At 74.8% G+C, this 18,370-nt stretch carries 17 protein-coding genes; 5 read left to right on the top strand and 12 right to left on the bottom strand.

Features of this window, described 5'->3' with window-relative positions; genetic code table 11:
• The first annotated feature begins 199 nt into the window (after positions 1-199).
• A complete protein-coding gene (locus LPA27_RS10920; RefSeq protein ID WP_406603384.1) occupies positions 200-841 on the top strand; it encodes an O-methyltransferase in 642 nt (213 codons plus the stop codon).
• Between the two features lie 451 nt (positions 842-1,292).
• On the opposite strand, the gene LPA27_RS10915 is transcribed toward LPA27_RS10920, so the two are convergent.
• The 7 genes from LPA27_RS10915 to LPA27_RS10885 form a co-directional block, all read right to left on the bottom strand.
• Positions 1,293-2,897 (bottom strand): leucyl aminopeptidase family protein, encoded by a 1,605-nt coding sequence (locus LPA27_RS10915; RefSeq protein WP_228942442.1) that lies wholly within the window; start codon positions 2,895-2,897, stop codon positions 1,293-1,295.
• A gap of 7 nt (positions 2,898-2,904) precedes the next feature.
• Positions 2,905-3,072: a DUF3117 domain-containing protein gene (locus tag LPA27_RS10910; protein ID WP_082499897.1), complete on the bottom strand. Its 168-nt coding sequence runs from the start codon at positions 3,070-3,072 to the stop codon at positions 2,905-2,907.
• A 230-nt stretch (positions 3,073-3,302) separates the two neighbouring features.
• The gene (locus tag LPA27_RS10905; RefSeq protein WP_056862286.1) at positions 3,303-3,725 is read right to left on the bottom strand and encodes a hypothetical protein; all 423 of its coding nucleotides are present in this window, start codon (positions 3,723-3,725) and stop codon (positions 3,303-3,305) included.
• Between the two features lie 15 nt (positions 3,726-3,740).
• Positions 3,741-4,133, bottom strand: coding sequence for a DivIVA domain-containing protein (locus LPA27_RS10900; protein ID WP_228942441.1), 393 nt, complete (start codon positions 4,131-4,133; stop codon positions 3,741-3,743).
• Positions 4,133-4,864 carry a TIGR00730 family Rossman fold protein gene (locus LPA27_RS10895; RefSeq protein ID WP_056862284.1) on the bottom strand — a complete coding sequence of 244 codons (732 nt, stop codon included), beginning with the start codon at positions 4,862-4,864 and terminating at the stop codon, positions 4,133-4,135. The genes LPA27_RS10900 and LPA27_RS10895 overlap by 1 nt, the downstream gene beginning before the upstream one ends.
• A complete protein-coding gene (dapE, locus tag LPA27_RS10890) occupies positions 4,861-5,985 on the bottom strand; it encodes a succinyl-diaminopimelate desuccinylase (RefSeq protein WP_228942440.1) in 1,125 nt (374 codons plus the stop codon). Before dapE ends, LPA27_RS10895 begins: the two co-directional genes overlap by 4 nt.
• A gap of 288 nt (positions 5,986-6,273) precedes the next feature.
• Entirely contained in the window at positions 6,274-6,447 is a 174-nt protein-coding gene (locus LPA27_RS10885) for a CsbD family protein (protein WP_082499896.1), read from the bottom strand.
• Between the two features lie 149 nt (positions 6,448-6,596).
• Here LPA27_RS10885 and LPA27_RS10880 point away from each other — a divergent pair, with 149 nt between their 5' ends.
• Both LPA27_RS10880 and LPA27_RS10875 read left to right on the top strand, forming a co-directional pair.
• Positions 6,597-7,226 (top strand): hypothetical protein, encoded by a 630-nt coding sequence (locus tag LPA27_RS10880; RefSeq protein ID WP_228942439.1) that lies wholly within the window; start codon positions 6,597-6,599, stop codon positions 7,224-7,226.
• Between the two features lie 195 nt (positions 7,227-7,421).
• A complete protein-coding gene (locus tag LPA27_RS10875) occupies positions 7,422-8,237 on the top strand; it encodes a TetR/AcrR family transcriptional regulator C-terminal domain-containing protein (protein ID WP_228942438.1) in 816 nt (271 codons plus the stop codon).
• 10 nt (positions 8,238-8,247) lie between these two features.
• Here LPA27_RS10875 and LPA27_RS10870 read toward each other — a convergent pair whose 3' ends face one another.
• On the bottom strand, positions 8,248-8,916 hold the full coding sequence (locus tag LPA27_RS10870; protein WP_228942437.1) for a VOC family protein: 669 nt from the start codon (positions 8,914-8,916) through the stop codon (positions 8,248-8,250).
• A gap of 70 nt (positions 8,917-8,986) precedes the next feature.
• Positions 8,987-12,304, bottom strand: coding sequence for an isoleucine--tRNA ligase (ileS, locus tag LPA27_RS10865; RefSeq protein ID WP_228942436.1), 3,318 nt, complete (start codon positions 12,302-12,304; stop codon positions 8,987-8,989).
• 482 nt (positions 12,305-12,786) lie between these two features.
• On the opposite strand from ileS, the gene LPA27_RS19265 reads away from it, so the two are divergent.
• Positions 12,787-13,500, top strand: a complete 714-nt coding sequence (locus LPA27_RS19265; protein WP_267477205.1) for a PepSY domain-containing protein — start codon at positions 12,787-12,789, stop codon at positions 13,498-13,500.
• Between the two features lie 99 nt (positions 13,501-13,599).
• Here the strand turns inward: LPA27_RS19265 and LPA27_RS10855 are convergent, their stop codons facing one another.
• Positions 13,600-14,049, bottom strand: coding sequence for a MerR family transcriptional regulator (locus LPA27_RS10855; protein WP_200920136.1), 450 nt, complete (start codon positions 14,047-14,049; stop codon positions 13,600-13,602).
• A gap of 314 nt (positions 14,050-14,363) precedes the next feature.
• On the opposite strand from LPA27_RS10855, the gene LPA27_RS10850 reads away from it, so the two are divergent.
• The gene (locus LPA27_RS10850; protein ID WP_416383240.1) at positions 14,364-15,818 is read left to right on the top strand and encodes a SulP family inorganic anion transporter; all 1,455 of its coding nucleotides are present in this window, start codon (positions 14,364-14,366) and stop codon (positions 15,816-15,818) included.
• A gap of 96 nt (positions 15,819-15,914) precedes the next feature.
• Here the strand turns inward: LPA27_RS10850 and LPA27_RS10845 are convergent, their stop codons facing one another.
• Positions 15,915-16,940, bottom strand: coding sequence for a lipase (locus LPA27_RS10845; protein ID WP_228942434.1), 1,026 nt, complete (start codon positions 16,938-16,940; stop codon positions 15,915-15,917).
• Positions 16,941-17,087: 147 nt separating this feature from the next.
• On the bottom strand, positions 17,088-18,347 hold the full coding sequence (locus LPA27_RS10840; RefSeq protein WP_228942433.1) for a hypothetical protein: 1,260 nt from the start codon (positions 18,345-18,347) through the stop codon (positions 17,088-17,090).
• Positions 18,348-18,370: the final 23 nt, after the last annotated feature.

The raw sequence follows: 18,370 nt of genomic DNA, 5'->3' as shown, positions 1-18,370 counted from the left end.
CTCGGGGGTCTCCTCGATGGACGAGGACTCCGGGCGGCCGGGCGGCGGGTACGGCCGGGTGGCGGGTACGGCGGGGCGGGCCCTCGCGCGGGGCGTCGCACCACCCGCACCGCAGGCGATAGGTTGGGCACCCCCACCGTGCCGCGCGGGGCACCCGCCCCGCCGGACCGTCCCTCAGGAGGCCGTCATCACCACCCCGATCACCGCAGCGAGCTGGTCCTACGCCGAGGCCCACGTCGCCGAGGACGAGGTGGTCTCCGCCGCGCGCGCCCGCGCCGAGGAGGTCGGCGTGGTCGCCATCAGCCCCGGCGGCGGCGCGGCCCTGCGCTTCCTGGCCTCGGTGCTCGACGCGCGCGCGGTCGTCGAGATCGGCACCGGCACGGGCGTCTCGGGCCTGTGGCTGCTGCGGGGCATGCGCTCCGACGGTGTGCTGACCACCGTCGACATCGAGGCCGAGCACCAGCGCCTGGCGCGCCAGGGCTTCTCCGAGGCCGGCATCCCCAGCCAGCGGGCCCGCACCATCTCCGGCTCCGCCCTCGACGTGCTCCCCCGCCTCACCGACGGCCACTACGACCTCGTCTTCTGCGACGGCGACAAGTCGGAGTACTCCGCCTACCTCGCCGAGGCCCTCCGCCTGCTGCGCCCCGGCGGCGTGGTGGCCTTCGACAACGCCCTGTGGCACGACAAGGTCGCCGATCCCGCCCAGCGCGACTCCGAGACCGTCGCCATCCGCGAGCTGGGCCGCGAGATCGCCGCCCACGAGGGCCTGCTCTCGGTGCTGCTGCCGGTCGGCGACGGCCTGCTGTGCGCCAAGAAGGTCTGGGACCCCGCCGCGGTCTGACCGACCCGTACGCCGCCGGCGCCCGATCGCCCGCGGCCCCGGCCCGCGGGCCGGTCGTGCCCGCGCGCCCACGACCAGCGCGGCCCGCACGCAGCTGCGCCGCCGGTCGCCGCGGACGGCCGCCCCGAGCGGAGCCGGACGCTCGTGGATCCCGGCCGCGTCGCGAGTCGCCGGGGACGGCCGCCCCGAGCGGAACAGAGCCCCGCGGATCCCGGCCCACGCCGCCGGCCACCCCGGACGGAACAGAACCCCCACGGATCCCGGCCCACGCCGCCGACCACCCCGGACGGAGCAGAACCCCACGGATCCCGGCCCACGCCGCCGGCCACCCCAGACGGAACAGAACCCGCGGATCCCGGCCCACGCCGCCGGCCGCCCGAGCGGAGCCGAGCCCCCGCGGATGCCGGCACGCGCCGCCGGTCGCCGGGGGCGTGCAGCCCCCGGGCGGGCCTCAGGCCCCGCGCACCCCGGCGAGCGGGTCGTCGCCACCCAGCCAGGCCAGCAGGGTGCGGGCACCGAAGCCGGTGGGGCCGGCGGTCCACTCGTGGAAGTCGGAGGGGGCGTCACCGGCGGAGGCGATGTCGAGGTGGGCCCACGGCACGTCGCCGACGAAGTGCTGGAGGAAGAGCGCGGCGGTGATGGCGCCCGGGCCCCCGCCCGCGTTGTCGGCGTCGGCGACCTTGGAGGCGATCTTCTCCTCGTAGACCTCGGCGAGCGGGAAGCGCCAGAAGGGCTCGCCCGCCGACTCGGCGGCGTCCTCGAGCGCACCGGCGAGGGCGTCGTCGTTGGCGAAGTAGCCGCCCGTGCGCTGCCCGAGCGCGACCTTCATCGCCCCGGTGAGGGTGGCGACGTCGACCATGGCGGCGGGCTCGATCTCGGCGGCGGCGTAGGCGAGGGCGTCGGCCATGACCAGGCGGCCCTCGGCGTCGGTGTTGGTGACCTCGGAGGTGCGTCCGCCCCAGTGACGCAGCACGTCGCCGGGTCGCACGGAGTCGCCGGAGACGGCGTTCTCGGCGGCGGGCACGAGGCCGACCACCCTGACCGGGCAGCCGACGGCGCCGAGCGCGGCCATGGTGGCGATCACGACGGCACCGCCGGTCATGTCGCGCTTCATCGTCGTCATGGCCTCGCCGGGCTTGATCGAGAGGCCACCGGTGTCGAAGGTGATGCCCTTGCCGACGAGCACCACGGTCGGGGTGCGGCGCGTCGCGCCGTCGGGGGTGTAGTCGAGCCGGATCAGCCGCGGCGGCATGGCCGAGGCCTGACCGACGCCGACGATGCCGCCGAAGCCCTCGGCGACGAGCTCGCGCTCGTCCCAGACGCGTACGGCGAGCCCGGCCTCCTCGGCTGCGGCGACGGCCTGGTCGGCGAGCCAGGCGGGGCTCTTGAGGTTGGAGGGCACGGTGGCCAGCAGCCGGGCGCGCCACCCGGCGCCACCGACGGCGATGGCGCGGGCGAGCACGTGGGCCTCGGAGTCGGGCAGGTCGGTGAGGACCACCCTCTCGACGGGGCCCTGCGCGGGCGGCTCGGACTTCCAGTGGAAGACGAAGGAGCCCAGCATCAGGCCGACCACGAAGGCCTCGAGGCCCGCGGAGTCGGCGACGGCCGGCACGGAGGTGGCCACGGCCGAGCGACCCTTGGTCGCCCGGGCGAGCGCCGCGCCGGCGCGGCGCAGGTCGGTGGGGCTCTGCCTGCCGGTGCCGACGAGCAGGACCGAGCGGAGCTCGGCGTTGTCGGGGCCCCCCAGCGGCACCGGCAGACGGGTGATCTCTCCTGCCCTGCCGGTGGCCTTCTCGGCCTCCAGCAGGGCGATCAGGTCGACGCCGAGCAGCTCGGAGAGCTCCTCGGCGCCCGGGCCCAGCAGCAGCCGGGGCCCGGGGTCGTCCGCACGGCGCTCGCCGGCGTCGCGGTCGTCCTCGTCGGTCTGCAGGACCGGGAGGGCGACCACGTCGACGCCGAGGATCGCGTGGGGGCCGAGGTCGCTGAGCGCGAACCCCGGCGGGGTGACCTGGGTGGGGAGGGTGTGACCCGCTGTCGGAGCCGTCGTGGGGGGCATCAGCCGATCAGCCGACGACGTCCTTGAGGGCGTCGCCGAGATTCCCGGCCTCCTCGGCGTTGAGCTCGACCACCAGTCGGCCACCACCCTCGAGCGGGACGCGCATGACGATGCCGCGTCCTTCCTTGGTGACCTCCAGCGGACCGTCGCCCGTCCGCGGCTTCATCGCCGCCATCCGGCACCTCTTCCCCACATGTCGTGAACTCAGGTGTGCGCGCCGGGGTCGCGGGTGCGTCCCGGTCGTGCGTGACCATTATCCCCCATGGACCCTCCGACCGGGAGCACCGCCTCGTGGTTGGTCACGGCCGCGCGGTCGCGGACGCCGCTCGCGACCGTCCTCGTGCGCCGCCGCGCGGGCCTCCGCGCGGCGACCCGGTCCTCCCCCGACGCCCGCCGGGGGCGGCCTCAGACCGCGGAGCTGACGTAGGCGTAGGTGAACACCACGACCCCCGCGGCCATGCCGAGGTGGGCCAGCAGGGAGAGCCACGGCCCTCCTGCCCACGCGTCGGAGGCGCCGTCCCCCGCGTGGCGCCCCTTGCTCGGCAGCCAGCGGGCCAGCAGCAGCAGCCCGGCGCCGGCCACGACCCACCAGAAGCCGAGCCCGACCACCCCGACCAGCGCGCTGCCGGGAGCGGAGTCGTCGGGCGACACCAGGAAGACCGTCCACACGACCAGCGCGAGGACCCCGGCGAGCAGGTGCACCGTGAGCAGCCGGCGCGGCACGACGTGGCGCCCGCCCCCTCCTGCGGCCCCTCCGAGCCGCAGCCTGGTCAGCACGACGACGAGCGCCGCGAGGGCGGTCAGGACGTAGACGACCGGTTCGAGCACGCGGGAGAGTGTGCCCTACGGCTGTGGGGCGTCGCCACGACCGTTCGCGGCCCGGTCGTGGCCACCGCCGTCGTACGGCGCAGCAGCGCCGCCGTCGGCGGGGCCCGGTCCCTCCGCGGCAGCGACCCCGCCCGCGGCGGCCCCACCGGCCCCACCGGCCCCGTCGCGCTGGTCGGCGAGCTGGTCGGCGAGCCGGGCGAGCAGGGCGTCGACCTCGTCCATGCGGTAGCCGCGCAGGGCCAGGGAGAAGCGCACGCGTCGCAGGTCGTCGGGGCGCAGCGGTCCGGCCGCGGGCACGAGGGCGTCGGGCCGGTCGTCGTAGGCCGGGGCGAGCGGGGTGCCGCGGCCCGAGGCGACCACGGCGATCCCGCCCAGGAGGAGCACGCCGAGGACGGCGAGGAACCACATCACGACGCACGCTCCTCTCGGGCACGCACCATGAGGTCGACGGCCTCGTCGAGGTCGTCGGTGAGCACCATCATGTCGAGGTCGGCGGCGGAGATCTTGCCGTCGGCGAGCACGGTGTCGCGCAGCCAGGCCAGCAGCCCCGACCAGTAGTCGACGCCGAGCAGCACGACGGGGAAGCGGGTGACCTTCTGGGTCTGCACGAGCGTGAGGGCCTCGAAGAGCTCGTCGAGGGTGCCGAGACCGCCGGGCAGGACGACGAAGCCCTGGGCGTACTTGACGAACATCGTCTTGCGGGCGAAGAAGTAGCGGAAGTTGACCCCGATGTCGACCCACTCGTTGAGGCCGGACTCGAAGGGCAGCTCGATGCCGAGCCCGACGCTGAGGCCGCCGGCCTCGCTGGCGCCCTTGTTGGCGGCCTCCATGGCGCCGGGCCCGCCGCCGGTCATCACGGCGAAGCCCGCGTCGACCAGGCGACGGCCGAGCTCCTCGCCCTGGGCGTAGGAGGGGTGGTCGAGCGGGGTGCGGGCGGAGCCGAAGACGCCGATCGCCGGGCCGAGCTCGGCCAGCGCCCCGAAGCCCTCCACGAACTCCGCCTGGATGCGCAGCACCCGCCACGGGTCGGTGTGGACCCAGTCGGAGGGCCCGCGGGAGTCGAGCAGGCGCTGGTCGGTGGTGGAGCCGTCGACCTGGTCGCGGCGCTGGATGACCGGACCCTTGAACTTGTGCCTCACGCGCCCTGCTCCCCGCCCTGCTCCTCGACCTGCTCCCCGCGCAGCCAGGCGGCGAGCTGTCGCTCGCAGCGCAGCACCTGCTCGACCGGCACGTGCTCCTCCTGCTTGTGGGCCAGGAGCGGGTCGCCGGGTCCGTAGTTGACCGCCGGCACGCCCAGGGCGCTGAAGCGAGCGACGTCGGTCCAGCCGAACTTGGGGTTGGCCACGCCGCCGACCGCCTCGAGGAAGGCCTTGGCGGCGGGCTGGTCGAGCCCGGGCAGCGCGCCGGGGGCGGTGTCGGTGAGGGTGACGTCGTAGCCGTCGAAGAAGTCGCGCACGAAGGCCTCGGCCTCGGCCTCGGAGCGGTCGGGCGCGAAGCGGAAGTTGACCTCGACGACGCACTCGTCGGGTAGCACGTTGCCCGCGACCCCGCCGCGGATGAAGACCGCGTTGAGCCCCTCGTGGTACTCCAGCCCGTCGATGACCGGGCGCCGCGCCTCGTAGCCGGCGAGCCGGGCGAGCACGTCGGCGGCGCCGTGGATGGCGTTGACGCCCTTCCAGCTGCGCGCGGAGTGGGCGCGCTCCCCGCGGGTGCGGACCTCGACGCGCAGCGTGCCCTGGCAGCCGGCCTCGACCACGGCGTCGGAGGGCTCCATGAGGATCGCGAAGTCGCCGGTCATCAGCTCGGGGTCGGACTGGGAGAGCTGGTGGAGGCCGTTGAACTCGGCGTCGATCTCCTCGGCCTCGTAGAGCACGTAGGTCACGTCGCGCACCGGCGCGGTCACGGTGGCGGCCAGGCGCAGGATGACGGCGTCGCCGCCCTTCATGTCGCAGGTGCCGAGGCCGTGCAACAGGCCGGTGGCCTCGTCGAGACGGCTGGGCATGTTGTCGTTGACCGGCACGGTGTCGAGGTGGCCCGCGATCACGACGCGGTCGCCCAGGCCCAGGTCGGTGCGCGCGACCACCGTGTGACCGCGGCGCACCACCTCCAGGTGGGGCAGGGCCCGCAGCGCCTCCTCCACCGCGTCGGCGATGTCGCGCTCCCCCAGGCTGACCGACTCGATGTCGCACAGCTGGCGGGTGAGGGTGACCGCGTCGGCGGTCAGGTCGAGCACGGGGGTCGTCACGGGCGTCTGCGGCATGGCGCTAGTCAACCAGCCGGGGCGCGCGCCGGGCCCCGGCGGCGCGCAGCGCCCCGGCGTACGCCGGACGACCGGGCGGTGTCCGGACGCACCACGACCCCCGACGGCCGTCGGGGGTCGTGGTGGCTGCGCGAGAGCGGCGCTCGGTCGCGGAGGTCTCGGGGACCTCAGCGACGGCGCTCGCCCTGCTTGAGCTTGTCCTTGGCGAACTTGACCCCGAAGAGGGCCAGCAGCTTCCAGACCAGCCAGCCGAGCAGCTGGAAGATCGTGCGCTTGGGCTTGCCCACGTCAGCCCTTGAAGGCGTCCTTGACACCCTCGCCGGTCTTCTTGGCCGAGGCCGCGGCCTGGTCCTTCTTGCCCTCGGCCTCGAGCTTCTCGTTGTTGGTGACGTCGCCCACGGTCTCCTTGACCTTGCCGGCGGCGTCCTGAGCGGCGTTCTTGGCCTTGTCGGCGATACCCATGGCTACTCCTTCGTCTGTGGCCCAGGTCGGGCCTTCGGGGTGAGCAGCCGCGGCGGCCGCTCCGGTTGACTTACGTCGTAAGTCAGTTTCACCGTAGCCCCCCGGTCAAACGGGCGGCCCGGTCACCACTTCGACGAAAGCAGGACGCCATGACCGCCACCTCACCCCTCGGGTCCGGACACGATCACAACCACGACGCGACCCCGACCGAGTCGCGCCGCGACGTCGTCGACCGCGAGCGCGAGCGCTTCGGGGGCATCAAGCCCTTCGTCGCCTTCTTCGGCTGGCTCACCGCCACCGGCATGGCCGTGCTGCTAACCGCCCTCGTCGCGGCCGCCGGCGCCGGCGTGGGCCTGGTCTCCAGCGCCTCCGAGGTCGCCGACGCGGCGACCGGCAACGGCCTCCAGGCCGAGGAGATCGGCTGGGCCGGCGTCATCCTGGTGCTGGTCGTCGTCTTCCTCTCCTACTACTCCGGTGGCTACGTCGCCGGCCGCATGGCGCGCTTCGACGGCATGAAGCAGGGCTTCGCCGTGTGGGCCTGGGCCGTCGTGGCCGCGATCGTCGTGGCGATCCTCGGCGCCGTCGCCGGCTCGCAGTACGACGTGCTGGGCGACATCAACTCCTTCCCGCGCATCCCGGTCGACGCGGGCGACCTCACCCTGCAGGCCATCGCCGTGCTCGTCGGCGTCGTCGTCGTCAGCCTCGTCGGCGCCCTGCTCGGCGGCCTGGCCGGCATGCACTTCCACCGCAAGGTCGACCGCGCCGGCCTCGGTCGCTGACCCCGGCCGACCCCAGCCGACCCCAGCCGACCCCAGCCCCCCGCACCACCACCGCGACTCCCCCCGGTCGCGTGCTCCACCCCGTCGTCCGGGTCCACCCTCCCTCGCACGTCGCCACGTGCCGGAGGGTCGGCCCGGACGACGGCGTCACCGCGGTCGTCGCTACCGTGGAACCCCCAGCCGAGGAGCACCCCCATGTCGTCCGCCGAGCACCCCGACCACGACCGGCCCGTCACCGACGCGGCCGCGGTCGGCCCTGCCCCCGGCGACGGCCAGGAGCCCCCGCTGCCCGACGCCGACGCGGCCATCGTGGCCGGCGGCGCACCCCCTTCGGCCCGCGTGCCGCTCGACCGCGACCGGATCGTCTCCGAGGCGCTGGTCTTCCTCGAGGAGGTCGGCCCCGGCGGACTCTCGATGCGCCGTCTGGGCAAGCGCCTGGGCGTCGAGGCGATGTCGCTCTACCGCTACGTGCCGGGCAAGGAGGACCTGCTCGACGCCGTCGTCGAGTCGCTCATCTCCGGCATGTACGCCGATCCCGAGGTGCTCAGCACCCCCGACAACGGCTGGCAGGACTTCCTCCAGCGCATGGCCCACGGGGTGCGGCGCGTGGCGCTCGCCCACATCCAGGCCTTCCCGCTCGTGGCCTCGCGCCCGCCCGAGGCGCCGTGGCTGCGCCCGCCGCTTCGCAGCCTGGACTGGGTGGAGTCGTTCCTGGCCGGGCTGACCTCCGAGGGCTTCAGCGACGCGGCCGCGGTGGCGGCGTACCGCTCGTTCACCAGCTTCCTGCTGGGCAACCTGCTGCTCGAGGTCGCCTCCCACGGTGCCGACATCGGCCCCCTCGACGTCGTCGACGACGGCGAGGAGGACAACGAGGCGCTGCGGCAGCACCCGACGGTGGCGCGGCTGCGCGCCGACCTCGCCCAGGACCACTCGGCCACCGAGTTCGAGGAGTCCCTCGAGCAGCTGCTCGAGCGGATCTCCTCGGTGAAGGTCGAGCTCGCCGACGCCTGAGCGGTCCCGCTCAGGACTCGGGTGCGAACACGCAGAACTCGTTGCCCTCGGGGTCGCCGAGCACCGACCAGTGCTCGGTCTCCCACCGCCGCTGCGCGCCCGCGGCGAGCAGGGCCTCGACGTCGCCGGTGACGTCCCAGTGCACCCGGTGCGGCACCGTGCGGGGCTCGGGCACCGCGTTGAAGTCCAGCGTCATCCGCTCGTCGGCGGCCACGCCGGCCACGGTCCACCAGCCGCCCTCGTCGTGCACGGCCTCGGCCCCGAGGACGTCCGCCCACCAGCGGGCCACGCGGCCCGGGTCGACGCAGTCGACCCCGACGCCGTGCAGGCGCACCGCCGGCGGCTGGTCGCGCTCGAAGGCGCAGAACTCGTTGCCCTCGGGGTCGGCCATCACGTCCCACCCGAAGCCAGTGTCGGCGGGCCGCGAGAGCACGCGCGCGCCCAGGGCGACGAGCTCCTCGACGGGACCGGAGTCGAGGTCGAGGTGCAGCCGGTTCTTCGTCACGTGGGGCCGGTCGACGGCGTTGACCCAGATCGTGTGGCGCGGCGTGGGGCCGACCAGGTGGCGGTGCGTGGGGTCGTCGCGCTCCTCCAGGCCCGTCACCGCCGCCCAGAAGCGTGACTGCGCCTCCACGTCGACCGCGTCGAGGCACAGGTCCTTCCACGTCGCCAGCACCATGGGCCCACCCTGCCACGGGCCGGCCACGGACCGGGGTCACCGGCCCGTGGCTCCCCGGCCCCGGCCGGGCTCAGGCGCGGGCGACGTGCACGCCGGCCTTCTCGCCGTCGCCGACCACCACCTCGGTGGCCCCGGTGGGCGTGCCGCCCTGGTCGGGGTCGACCACCGAGAACGACGTGGCCAGGGTCTCCCGCGCGATGAGGGCCTCGTGGGTGGCGGCGGCCCCGCGCACGGCCGGGCCGCCGCTGAGGGTCAGCGCGATCCGGTCGGAGACGTCGAGGCCGGCGTCGCGGCGGGCCTGCTGCACCGCGCGCACCAGGTCGCGCGCCAGGCCCTCCGCCGCGAGCTCGGGGGTGACGGCGGTGTCGAGCACCACGAAGCCGCCGCCGCGGGGCAGCAGGCCGACCGCGGTGGTGTCGTCGGCGGCGCCGGCGACGGTCTCGAGGGTGTACTCCCCCTCGACCAGCGCGAGACCGCCCGCGGTGACGGTGCCGTCCTCGGCCACCGACCAGTCGCCCGACTTCGAGCCCTTGATCGCGACCTGCACCTCGCGCCCGAGCCGGGGCCCGGCCGCGCGCGCGTTGACGGTGAGCCGCTGCGACACGCCGTACGACGCCGCCTCGGGCGCGTCGGCGCCCAGCAGCCGCACGGTCTTGACGTTGACCTCGTCGGCGAGGATCGACTCGAAGCCGGCGAGCAGCGCGGGGTCGGCCACGACCACGGTGAGGGCCGGCAGCGGCAGCCGGTTGCGCAGCTGGCCGGCCTTGCGCAGCGCGGAGGTGGCCGAGCAGGCGTCGCGCACCTGGTCCATCGCCGCGACCAGCGCGTCGTCGCCGGGCAGCTCCTCGGGCGTCGGCCAGTCGGTGAGGTGCACCGAGCGGCCACCGGTCAGGCCGCGCCAGATCTCCTCGGTGGTGAGCGGGAGCAGCGGGGCGGTCGTGCGGCAGACCACCTCGAGCACGGTGTGGAGGGTGTCGAAGGCCGCGGCGTCGCCCTGCCAGAAGCGCTCGCGGGAGCGGCGGATGTACCAGTTGGTCAGCACGTCGAGGAAGGAGCGCGTGACGTCGCAGGCCTCGGCGACGGCGTAGTCGTCGAGGGCGCCGGTCATCTGCTCGACGTACTGGCGGGTCTTGGCCAGCAGGTAGCGGTCGAGCGGGTCGGTGGAGGCGGTGGAGCGCTGCGCGGTGTAGCCGCCCTCGCCGGCGGCGTTGGCGTAGAGCTGGAAGAAGTACCAGCTGTTCCACAGCGGCATCATCACCTGGCGCACCGAGTCGCGGATGCCCTGCTCGGTGACCACGAGGTTGCCGCCGCGCAGGATCGGGCTCGACATGAGGAACCAGCGCATCGCGTCGGCGCCGTCGCGGTCGAAGACCTCGCGCACGTCGGGGTAGTTGCGCAGCGACTTGCTCATCTTGTTGCCGTCGGAGCCCAGCACGATGCCGTGGCTGACGCAGGCCGAGAAGGCGGGCTTGTCGAAGAGCGCGGTGGCCAGGACGTGGAGGGTGTAGAACCAGCCGCGGGTCTGGCCGATGTACTCCACGATGAAGTCGCCCGGGAAGTGGCCCTTGGCCGCGGCGGTGCCGTCGAACCAGTCGGCGTTCTCGAAGGGGTAGTGCACCTGGGCGTAGGACATCGAGCCCGAGTCGAACCACACGTCGAGCACGTCGGTGACGCGGCGCATGGTGGAGCGCTCGCCCTCGGGGCGCGGGTCGTCGGGGTTGGGGCGGGTCAGCTCGTCGACCCAGGGGCGGTGCAGGTCGCGCTCGCCGTCGGCGTTGCGGGGCAGGTCGCCGAAGTCGCGCTCGAGCTCGGCGAAGGAGCCGTAGACGTCGAGGCGGGGGTAGGCCGGGTCGTCGCTCTTCCACACCGGCACCGGGGAGCCCCAGAAGCGGTTGCGGGTGATCGACCAGTCGCGGGCGTTCTCCAGCCACCGGCCGAACTGGCCGTCCTGGATGTGCTCAGGCACCCAGCGGATCTGCTGGTTGAGCTCCAGCATCCGCTCCTTGATCGCGGTGACCTCGACGAACCACGACGAGACGCCCTTGTAGATGAGGGGCTCGCGGCAGCGCCAGCAGTGGGGGTAGGAGTGGTCGTAGGTCTCGCGACGCAGCAGGACGGTGCCGGCGGTGACCGCGCCGGCCTCCTCGCCGGTGGCGCCGCGGGTGGCCGCGCGCAGGTGGTCGATCACGTGGGGGTTGGCGTCGAAGACCTGCATGCCGGCGTACTCGGTCACCGGCGCGGTGAAGCGACCGTCCTTGCCCACCGGCATGACCGCCTCGATGCCCTCGCGGTCGGTGACCTCCTTGTCGACCTCGCCGAAGGCGCCGGCGGTGTGGACCACGCCGGTGCCGTCGGTGGTCGTGACGGCGTCGTCGGCGGCCACGACGCGGAAGGCGCGGTCGTGGTCGGCGTAGTAGGAGAAGGGCGGGGTGTAGGTGAGGCCGACCAGGTCGGCGCCGCGGCGGCGGGCGAGCACGACCGGCTCGTCGCCGAGCTCGCGGGCGTAGGCGCCCAGGCGGGCCTCGGCCAGCAGGTAGCGCGCGGTGGCCTCGGTGCCGGGCACGGGCGCCTCGACGACGACGTAGTCGATGTCGGAGCCGACCATGACGGCGAGGTTGGAGGGCAGGGTCCACGGGGTTGTGGTCCAGATGAGCACCTTCGCACCGTCGAGCTCGGCGTCGCCCTCGACGCCGTCGCGGGCGTGGAGGGTATAGCCGACGGTGACCGCGGGGTCCTGGCGGTTCTGGTAGACGTCGTCGTCCATGCGCAGCTCGTGGTTCGACAGCGGCGTCTCGTCGTTCCAGCAGTAGGGCAGCACGCGGAAGCCCTCGTAGACCAGGCCCTTGTCGTGCAGGCTCTTGAAGGCCCAGATCACCGACTCCATGTAGTCGGGGTTCATCGTGCGGTAGTCGTGGTCGAAGTCGACCCAGCGCGCCTGGCGGGTGACGTAGTCGCGCCACTCGCCGGTGTACTTCATCACCGACTCGCGACACGCGTCGTTGAACCTGTCGATGCCCATCTCGACGATCTCGTCGGTGGTCTTGATGCCGTTGAGCCGCATCGCCTCGAGCTCGGCCGGCAGGCCGTGGGTGTCCCAGCCGAAGCGGCGCTCGACGCGCTTGCCGCGCATGGTCTGGTAGCGCGGCACGAGGTCCTTGACGTAGCCGGTGAGCAGGTGGCCGTAGTGCGGCAGCCCGTTGGCGAAGGGCGGGCCGTCGTAGAAGACGAACTCCCCCGAGCCGTCGTCGCCGGCGCTGCGCTGCTCCACCGAGGCCTGGAAGGTGCCGTCGGCGGCCCAGTAGGCCAGCACCTTCTCCTCGATCTCGGGGAAGCGCGGCGCGGACGGGACGGCGGCCTGGCCGGCCGTGGAGACCTGGGGATAGGTCATCGGGGTCATCTCCTGCGGTGCGTCGGGTCGTGGGCTGCCTCACCACGAGGACGACTCCCTGACGGGGACCGCGGTACCACCTCGCTTGCCCTGCCGCGCCGTGCGCGCCGGTGGGCGCGTGCGTCGGGCGGGGCCGCTCGTTGCGGGCTGTGACGGGCCTACCCGTCCGGGTCTAGTGAGGTCGCGCGGTCGGGGACCGCGCGGCCCGTTCTTCCGGAGGCTCGCCGCTGATGACGGCTCGAGCGCCTGTGCTCCCAGGGTAGCCAGCCGGGCCCGTCCCCGGCCAACCGGTTCCCCGTCGCCCCCGCCGTACGTCGCACCGCTCGGCTCCCGCGGTGGTCCGGCGGGGGCCGGCGGGGGCCGGCGCGCGTCTTAGCGTCGCCTTGACCTTCCCTTGGAGCCGCGTTGGTGCGCACCGCCGCAGAGTGGTGCCTGTGCTCGAGGAGACCTCGAGGAAGACCACCCCGATCCAGGAGACGACCATGACGAAGACCGTCCGCACCACGACCGCCCTCCCCACCGGCCGCACCCCCGGGCGTCGCCTGCGCCGCAGCCTCGCCGTCGCGGCCGTCGTCCCGCTGGCCCTCGGCCTCGCCGCCTGCGGCGACTCCGACGACGACAACGACGACGTCACCGCCCCGGCGCCCACCGCCACCGTCACCGAGACCGCCTCGGCCTCGCCGTCGACCGGCTCCTCCGACGACGCCTCCGACGACGCCTCGACCGGCGGCTCGACCGGCGGCTCCGGCGACGAGCGCGCACTCCTCGCCGCCGCGGCGACCGCCGTCGGCTCGGTGCAGGGCAGCACGCTCTTCTCCATCGACCGCGACGACGCCGGCGGCTGGGAGATCACCGTCGTCGACGGTCAGGGGGTCGAGAACGACGTGGTCGTCTCCGCCGACGGCTCCTCGGTCGAGCGCGGCCCCGACGTCGACCAGGACGACGCCGACGACCAGGACGACCTCGCCGAGCGCCAGCAGCTGCTGAACGACGTGCAGGTCGACTACCGCCAGGCCGTCGAGGCCGCCCGCGGCGAGGTCGCCGGCGGCGTGGTCGAGGACGTCGACCTCGACCTGGAGAACGGCGCGGCCGAGTGGGAGGTCCAGGTGCAGGACGGCACCACCGAGCAGACCGTGCGCATCGACGCCGTCTCCGGCGACGTCAGCGGCACCGAGACCGACAACGACGACGACTGACCGCACCCCCGCGCCCCCCGGGCGCCCCCCGGCCGGACCGGGCCCGTCGCTGCGTGACGGGCCCGGTCCTTCGTCGTCCGGCCCCGGCGGGGTGGGTGGTCAGGGGAGGTGGCGGCCGAGGAGGTCGAGGAACTCGTCGGCCATGGCGAGCTGCCGCACGAGCTTCTCGCGGCGGGCGGCCGCCTCGGCCTGCACGGCGGCGAGCCGCTCACGGGCTGCGGCTCCCGGGGCGCCGGGGCCGGTGTCGGGACCGGGGCCCTCCTCGGCGAGGAGGTCGAGGTCGGCCAGGGCGGCGCCCATCTCCTCGAGGCTGAAGCCGAGCGGCTTCATGCGGCGGATGAGCAGGATCCGCTCGACGTCGCGCTCGGTGTAGAGCCGGAAGCCGCCGTCGGTGCGGCCGGAGGGACGCAGCAGGCCCACCTCGTCCCAGTGGCGCAGGCTGCGCAGCGACAGGTCGGTGCGGGTGGCGACCTCACCGATGTGCATGGCGCGCGCCTCCGGGATCGGGTCGGACGGGTCGGCCGCGGGGCCGGCGGTCTCCTCGCTCACCTGGGTCTCCTCGGTCGGTGGGTGTGCTCGCGCGTCGGGTGGGAGCGATTTCAACCCTACCCTCACGTAAGGGTAGGGTTGCGCTCAGACTTCCGCCGGCGACGACGCCGGCAGCGCGCCCGGCGCGCACCACCCTCCCATCCCGTCCACCGACGCTCCCGACCGCCCGCGCACGCCGCGCGGACCGGGGCGTGCCGGTGTGCCCTGCCCCCGAACGGAGCCTCGTGACCACGACCCCCTCCCTGCCGGCCGACGTGCCGGACGCCCGGCCTGACGCCACGCCGCCGCCCCGCCAGCCCGGCGTCCGCGAGGCGCTGCGCTCCCCCGCGCTGCTGCGCACCGAGGTGCTGGCCGGCCTCGTGGTCGCCCTGGCGCTGATCCCCGAGGCCATCTCGTTCTCGATCATCGCCGGCGTCGACCCGCAGGTCGGCCTCTTCGCGTCCTTCACCATGGCCGTCTCCATCGCCTTCCTCGGCGGGCGCCCGGCGATGATCTCCGCGGCCACCGGGGCGGTCGCCCTGGTCATCGCCCCGGTGATGCGCGAGCACGGCTACGACTACCTCATCGCCACCGTGCTGCTCGGCGGCGTGCTGCAGGTCGTGCTCGGCCTGGCCGGCTTCGGCCGGCTGATGCGCTTCATCCCGCGCTCGGTCATGGTCGGCTTCGTCAACGCGCTGGCCATCCTCATCTTCCTCGCGCAGCTGCCCTACCTCGTCGACGTGCCGTGGCTGGTCTACCCGATGGTGGCCGTCGGCATCGCCGTCATGGTGGGCCTGCCGCGGGTCACCAGGGTCGTGCCGGCCCCGCTGGTCGCGATCGTCGCGCTCACCGGCTTCACCGTGCTGGCCGCGCTGTCGGTGCCCGACGTGGGCGACGAGGGCGAGCTGCCCGACTCCCTGCCCGCGCTCTTCGTGCCCGACGTGCCGCTGACGCTGGAGACCCTGCAGATCATCGCCCCCTACGCCCTGGCGATGGCGCTGGTCGGGCTGCTGGAGTCGCTGATGACGGCCAAGCTGGTCGACGACCTCACCGACACCCACTCCGACAAGACCCGCGAGTCGTGGGGCCAGGGCGCCGCCAACGTGATCACGGGCTTCTTCGGCGGCATGGGCGGCTGCGCGATGATCGGCCAGACGATGATCAACGTGAAGGCCTCCGGCGCCCGCACCCGGATCTCCACCTTCCTCGCCGGCGTCTTCCTGCTGGTCCTCGTGGTCGGTCTCGGCGACGTGGTCTCGATCATCCCGATGGCCGCGCTGGTCGCGGTGATGGTCATGGTCTCGGTCGGCACCTTCGACTGGCACTCGGTGCGCCCGCGGACGCTGCGCCGCATGCCGCGCTCGGAGACCACCGTGATGGTGGCGACCGTCGCGGTCACCGTGGCCACCCACAACCTCGCCATCGGCGTCGTCGTCGGCGTGCTCGTCGCGACGACCCTCTTCGCCCGCCGCGTCGCCCACCTCACCGAGGTCGACCGCGAGGTCGCCGTCGGCCCCGACAGCGAGCCCACGGCGGTCTACCGCGTCACCGGGGCGCTGTTCTTCGCCTCCAGCAACGACCTCTACCGCCAGTTCGACTACGTCGGCGACCCCGCCCGCGTCGTCATCGACCTCAGCGAGTCGCACGTCTGGGACGCCTCCACCGTGGCCTCCCTCGACGCCATCACCACCAAGTACGCCGCGAAGGGCAAGCGCGCCGACATCGTGGGGCTCAACGAGGCCAGCGCCGAGCGCCACGGGCGGCTCACCGGACAGCTCGGCTCCCACTGAGCCGGGCCCACTGAGCCGGGCCCACTGATCCGGGCCCGCTTTGCCGGCCCGCTGGGACGGGCCCACCGAGACGGGCCGGGCCTCCGCGGCCCGGGGTCAGCGGGCGTAGGGCGCCAGCGGCGGCTCGGCGGTGACCATCGGCGAGGTGGCGCTCGACCGCGCGGTCTGCGCGAGGGCCGCGGCCACCTCGGCCGGGAAGGTGACGGGGTCGACGTCGGGCATCAGCGGCTGGCCGCAGGTCGCGGTGGGCACGCGGTCGAGCCGGGCCGGCCCGCGGTGCTCGAGGGCGTCGAGGCCGATCAGCCAGGCGGCGTTGTCGTAGGCCATGCCGAAGTGGTCGACGACCTCGGTCGGGCAGAGGTCCTGCACCGCGACGTTGGTGACGTTGCTCCCGGGGGCGAGGTGGGCCGAGGTGCTGGGCACGACGACCTCGTCGTAGCGCGTGCTGATCGCGGTGTAGTCGACCCGGTCGTAGGTCTCACGTCCGCGGTTGAGGGCGGTGAGGAAGTCGGAGCCGGCCAGTTGCTGCCAGTTGGCCGGGGTGCAGCGCCCGAGGGTCTCGCAGACGGCGCCGAAGACCTCGGTGCCGTGGTGGGAGGAGGAGAGCCCGACGTAGTCGTCGACCATGCCGCGGGTGTCGGGCCAGTACTTCAGCGCCCAGCGGCCGACCATGCCGCCCTGGCTGTGGCCCACGATGCTGATGTCGCGCCCGGCGCGGCGGTGCATGAGGCGGATCGCGCGCACGACGTACTCGCCGTTGACCTGGATGTCGGCGTTGGCGCTGTCGGGCGACTGCAGGTCGCAGTGGGCGCGGTGGCGGGCGTCGAGGGCGCGGTCCCAGTTCCACGACCAGTTGGCCTCGGCGCTCGAGGTCGTGCCGTGCAGGAGGAGCACCGGAGCGCGGCCGCGGGTGAGGTCACCGGTGCAGTCGAGGGCCTCGAGCACCTGGGCGCGCGTTGGTCGCAGGTCGGGCCCCGGCGCACCGGCACCGGCCGCCCCGGCCGGCCCGGCCGTGAGGGCCTCCACGCCGGTGAGGGCGCTCGCGAAGGCGAGGGCCGCCGCGGCGAGGGCGGCGGCCGGGCGCAGCCGGGCGGTGGACGGGCGGAGCGGCGTACGGCGCACGGGAGCGGCCTCTCGGGGGGAGACGGGATCACCCGCCCAACGACGCCCGGTGGCGATGGTCACGCGCGGCAGCGCCCGGGGCGGCCTCGACCCGGGGCCGACCGGGAGCCGCCCGGGTCCACCCGGACCCGCCGTCGTCCGGACGGGTCAGCGGGCGGCGGGCTCGGTGACCGGCAGCTCGAGCACGCGGGTCAGCAGGGCGCGGGCCTCGGCGCGCTCACCGGCGTCGCGCAGGTGGGCCGCGGCGTCCTCGGCGGTGCGCACCGCCAGCTCGACGTCGACGGGGCCGGCGGCGAGGAGCAGCCGCGCGGAGACCCGCGGCGGGCAGCCGGACTCGAGCGCGGCCACGGCGAGACGGTGCAGCAGGCCGGCGCGCACCGCGGGGGGCACGGTCTGCTCGACCCGGCGCCGCACGGCGTCGTGACGGTAGGCGACCCCCTCGGGTCCCTCGCGCAGCAGGCCGGCCGCGACCCCGGCGCTCTGCCAGCCGGCCCCCAGGGCGTGGTCGAGCAGCCCCCTCGGCGCCCCCGCCCCGGCCAGCGCGAGCACGGCCCAGGCGTCCAGGTCGCGGTCGCCGGCCCCGGCCACGACCCCGCCGACGACGACGGGCAGCACGTCCTCGAGGCGGATCGCGGTCTGCGACGGGTCGGGCGCCCAGCGCACGAGGTCGAGGGCCGCGCGGGCGTCGGGCAGGTCGAGCACCGCCGTCAGGCGACCGGGCTCGCCGCCGCTGGCGCGGGCGTAGCCGGCGGCTAGCGAGGAGCCCGGCTCGACCTGCTCCCCCAGCGCCCGCGACACCACCTCGGCGACCGCGGCCCGGTCGAGGCCGGGCAGGTCGAGGACGCGCGCGCCGGGGAGGTCCTCGAGCGCGGGCACGGCACCATGGGCGCCGACGACGACGGCGACGCCGGACTCCCGCGCCGCGACCGCGAGCAGCGACTGGGCGGTGGGGCCGAGCAGGTGGGCGTCGTCGACCACGAGCACGACCGGGGAGCCGGGGGCGATCCCGCCCGGGCCGGGCAGCGCGCAGACGCCGCGGCCGGCGAGGCGCCGGCTCACCTCGTCGGCGTCGGCAGGGCGCACCAGCGCGGGGCGGCCGTCGAGCTCGCCGAGCAGGATGTCGAGCACGCCCACGTCGTCGGCGGCCCAGCGGTCGGCGGCCGTGGCGAGGCAGCGCACGCCGGTGGCCGCGGCCAGGGGCGCCACGGTGGCCAGAGCCGCCGAGACCCCGATGCCCGGTCGCCCGCGCAGCACGAGCACCCCGGCGCTGTGCACGGCGTCGGCGATCTCGGGCAGCAGGTGGGTGCGGCCCGGCAGGGCCGACGGGAGCGAGGCGGCGGACCCGCCTGCGCCGGCTGTGGTGGACGGTGTCGCCCTCGCGGACGCCGCGGCGTGCTGCTCGCTCATGGCTCCCCCCGAAGCACCGGCTC

The sequence above is a fragment of the Nocardioides sp. Leaf374 genome, from assembly GCF_916862475.1.
Taxonomy (GTDB): Bacteria; Actinomycetota; Actinomycetes; order Propionibacteriales; family Nocardioidaceae; genus Nocardioides; species Nocardioides kribbensis.
This window is presented reverse-complemented; position numbering and strand designations above follow the sequence as displayed.

Coding starts and splice junctions, on each gene's coding strand:
- LPA27_RS10915 (WP_228942442.1), bottom strand. CDS start 2,897: ATGCCCCCCACGACGGCTCCGACAGCGGGTCACACCCTCCCCACCCAG.
- LPA27_RS10910 (WP_082499897.1), bottom strand. CDS start 3,072: ATGGCGGCGATGAAGCCGCGGACGGGCGACGGTCCGCTGGAGGTCACC.
- LPA27_RS10900 (WP_228942441.1), bottom strand. CDS start 4,133: ATGTGGTTCCTCGCCGTCCTCGGCGTGCTCCTCCTGGGCGGGATCGCC.
- dapE (WP_228942440.1), bottom strand. CDS start 5,985: ATGCCGCAGACGCCCGTGACGACCCCCGTGCTCGACCTGACCGCCGAC.
- LPA27_RS10885 (WP_082499896.1), bottom strand. CDS start 6,447: ATGGGTATCGCCGACAAGGCCAAGAACGCCGCTCAGGACGCCGCCGGC.
- LPA27_RS10880 (WP_228942439.1), top strand. CDS start 6,597: ATGACCGCCACCTCACCCCTCGGGTCCGGACACGATCACAACCACGAC.
- LPA27_RS10875 (WP_228942438.1), top strand. CDS start 7,422: ATGTCGTCCGCCGAGCACCCCGACCACGACCGGCCCGTCACCGACGCG.
- LPA27_RS10870 (WP_228942437.1), bottom strand. CDS start 8,916: ATGGTGCTGGCGACGTGGAAGGACCTGTGCCTCGACGCGGTCGACGTG.
- ileS (WP_228942436.1), bottom strand. CDS start 12,304: ATGACCTATCCCCAGGTCTCCACGGCCGGCCAGGCCGCCGTCCCGTCC.
- LPA27_RS19265 (WP_267477205.1), top strand. CDS start 12,787: ATGACGAAGACCGTCCGCACCACGACCGCCCTCCCCACCGGCCGCACC.
- LPA27_RS10840 (WP_228942433.1), bottom strand. CDS start 18,347: ATGAGCGAGCAGCACGCCGCGGCGTCCGCGAGGGCGACACCGTCCACC.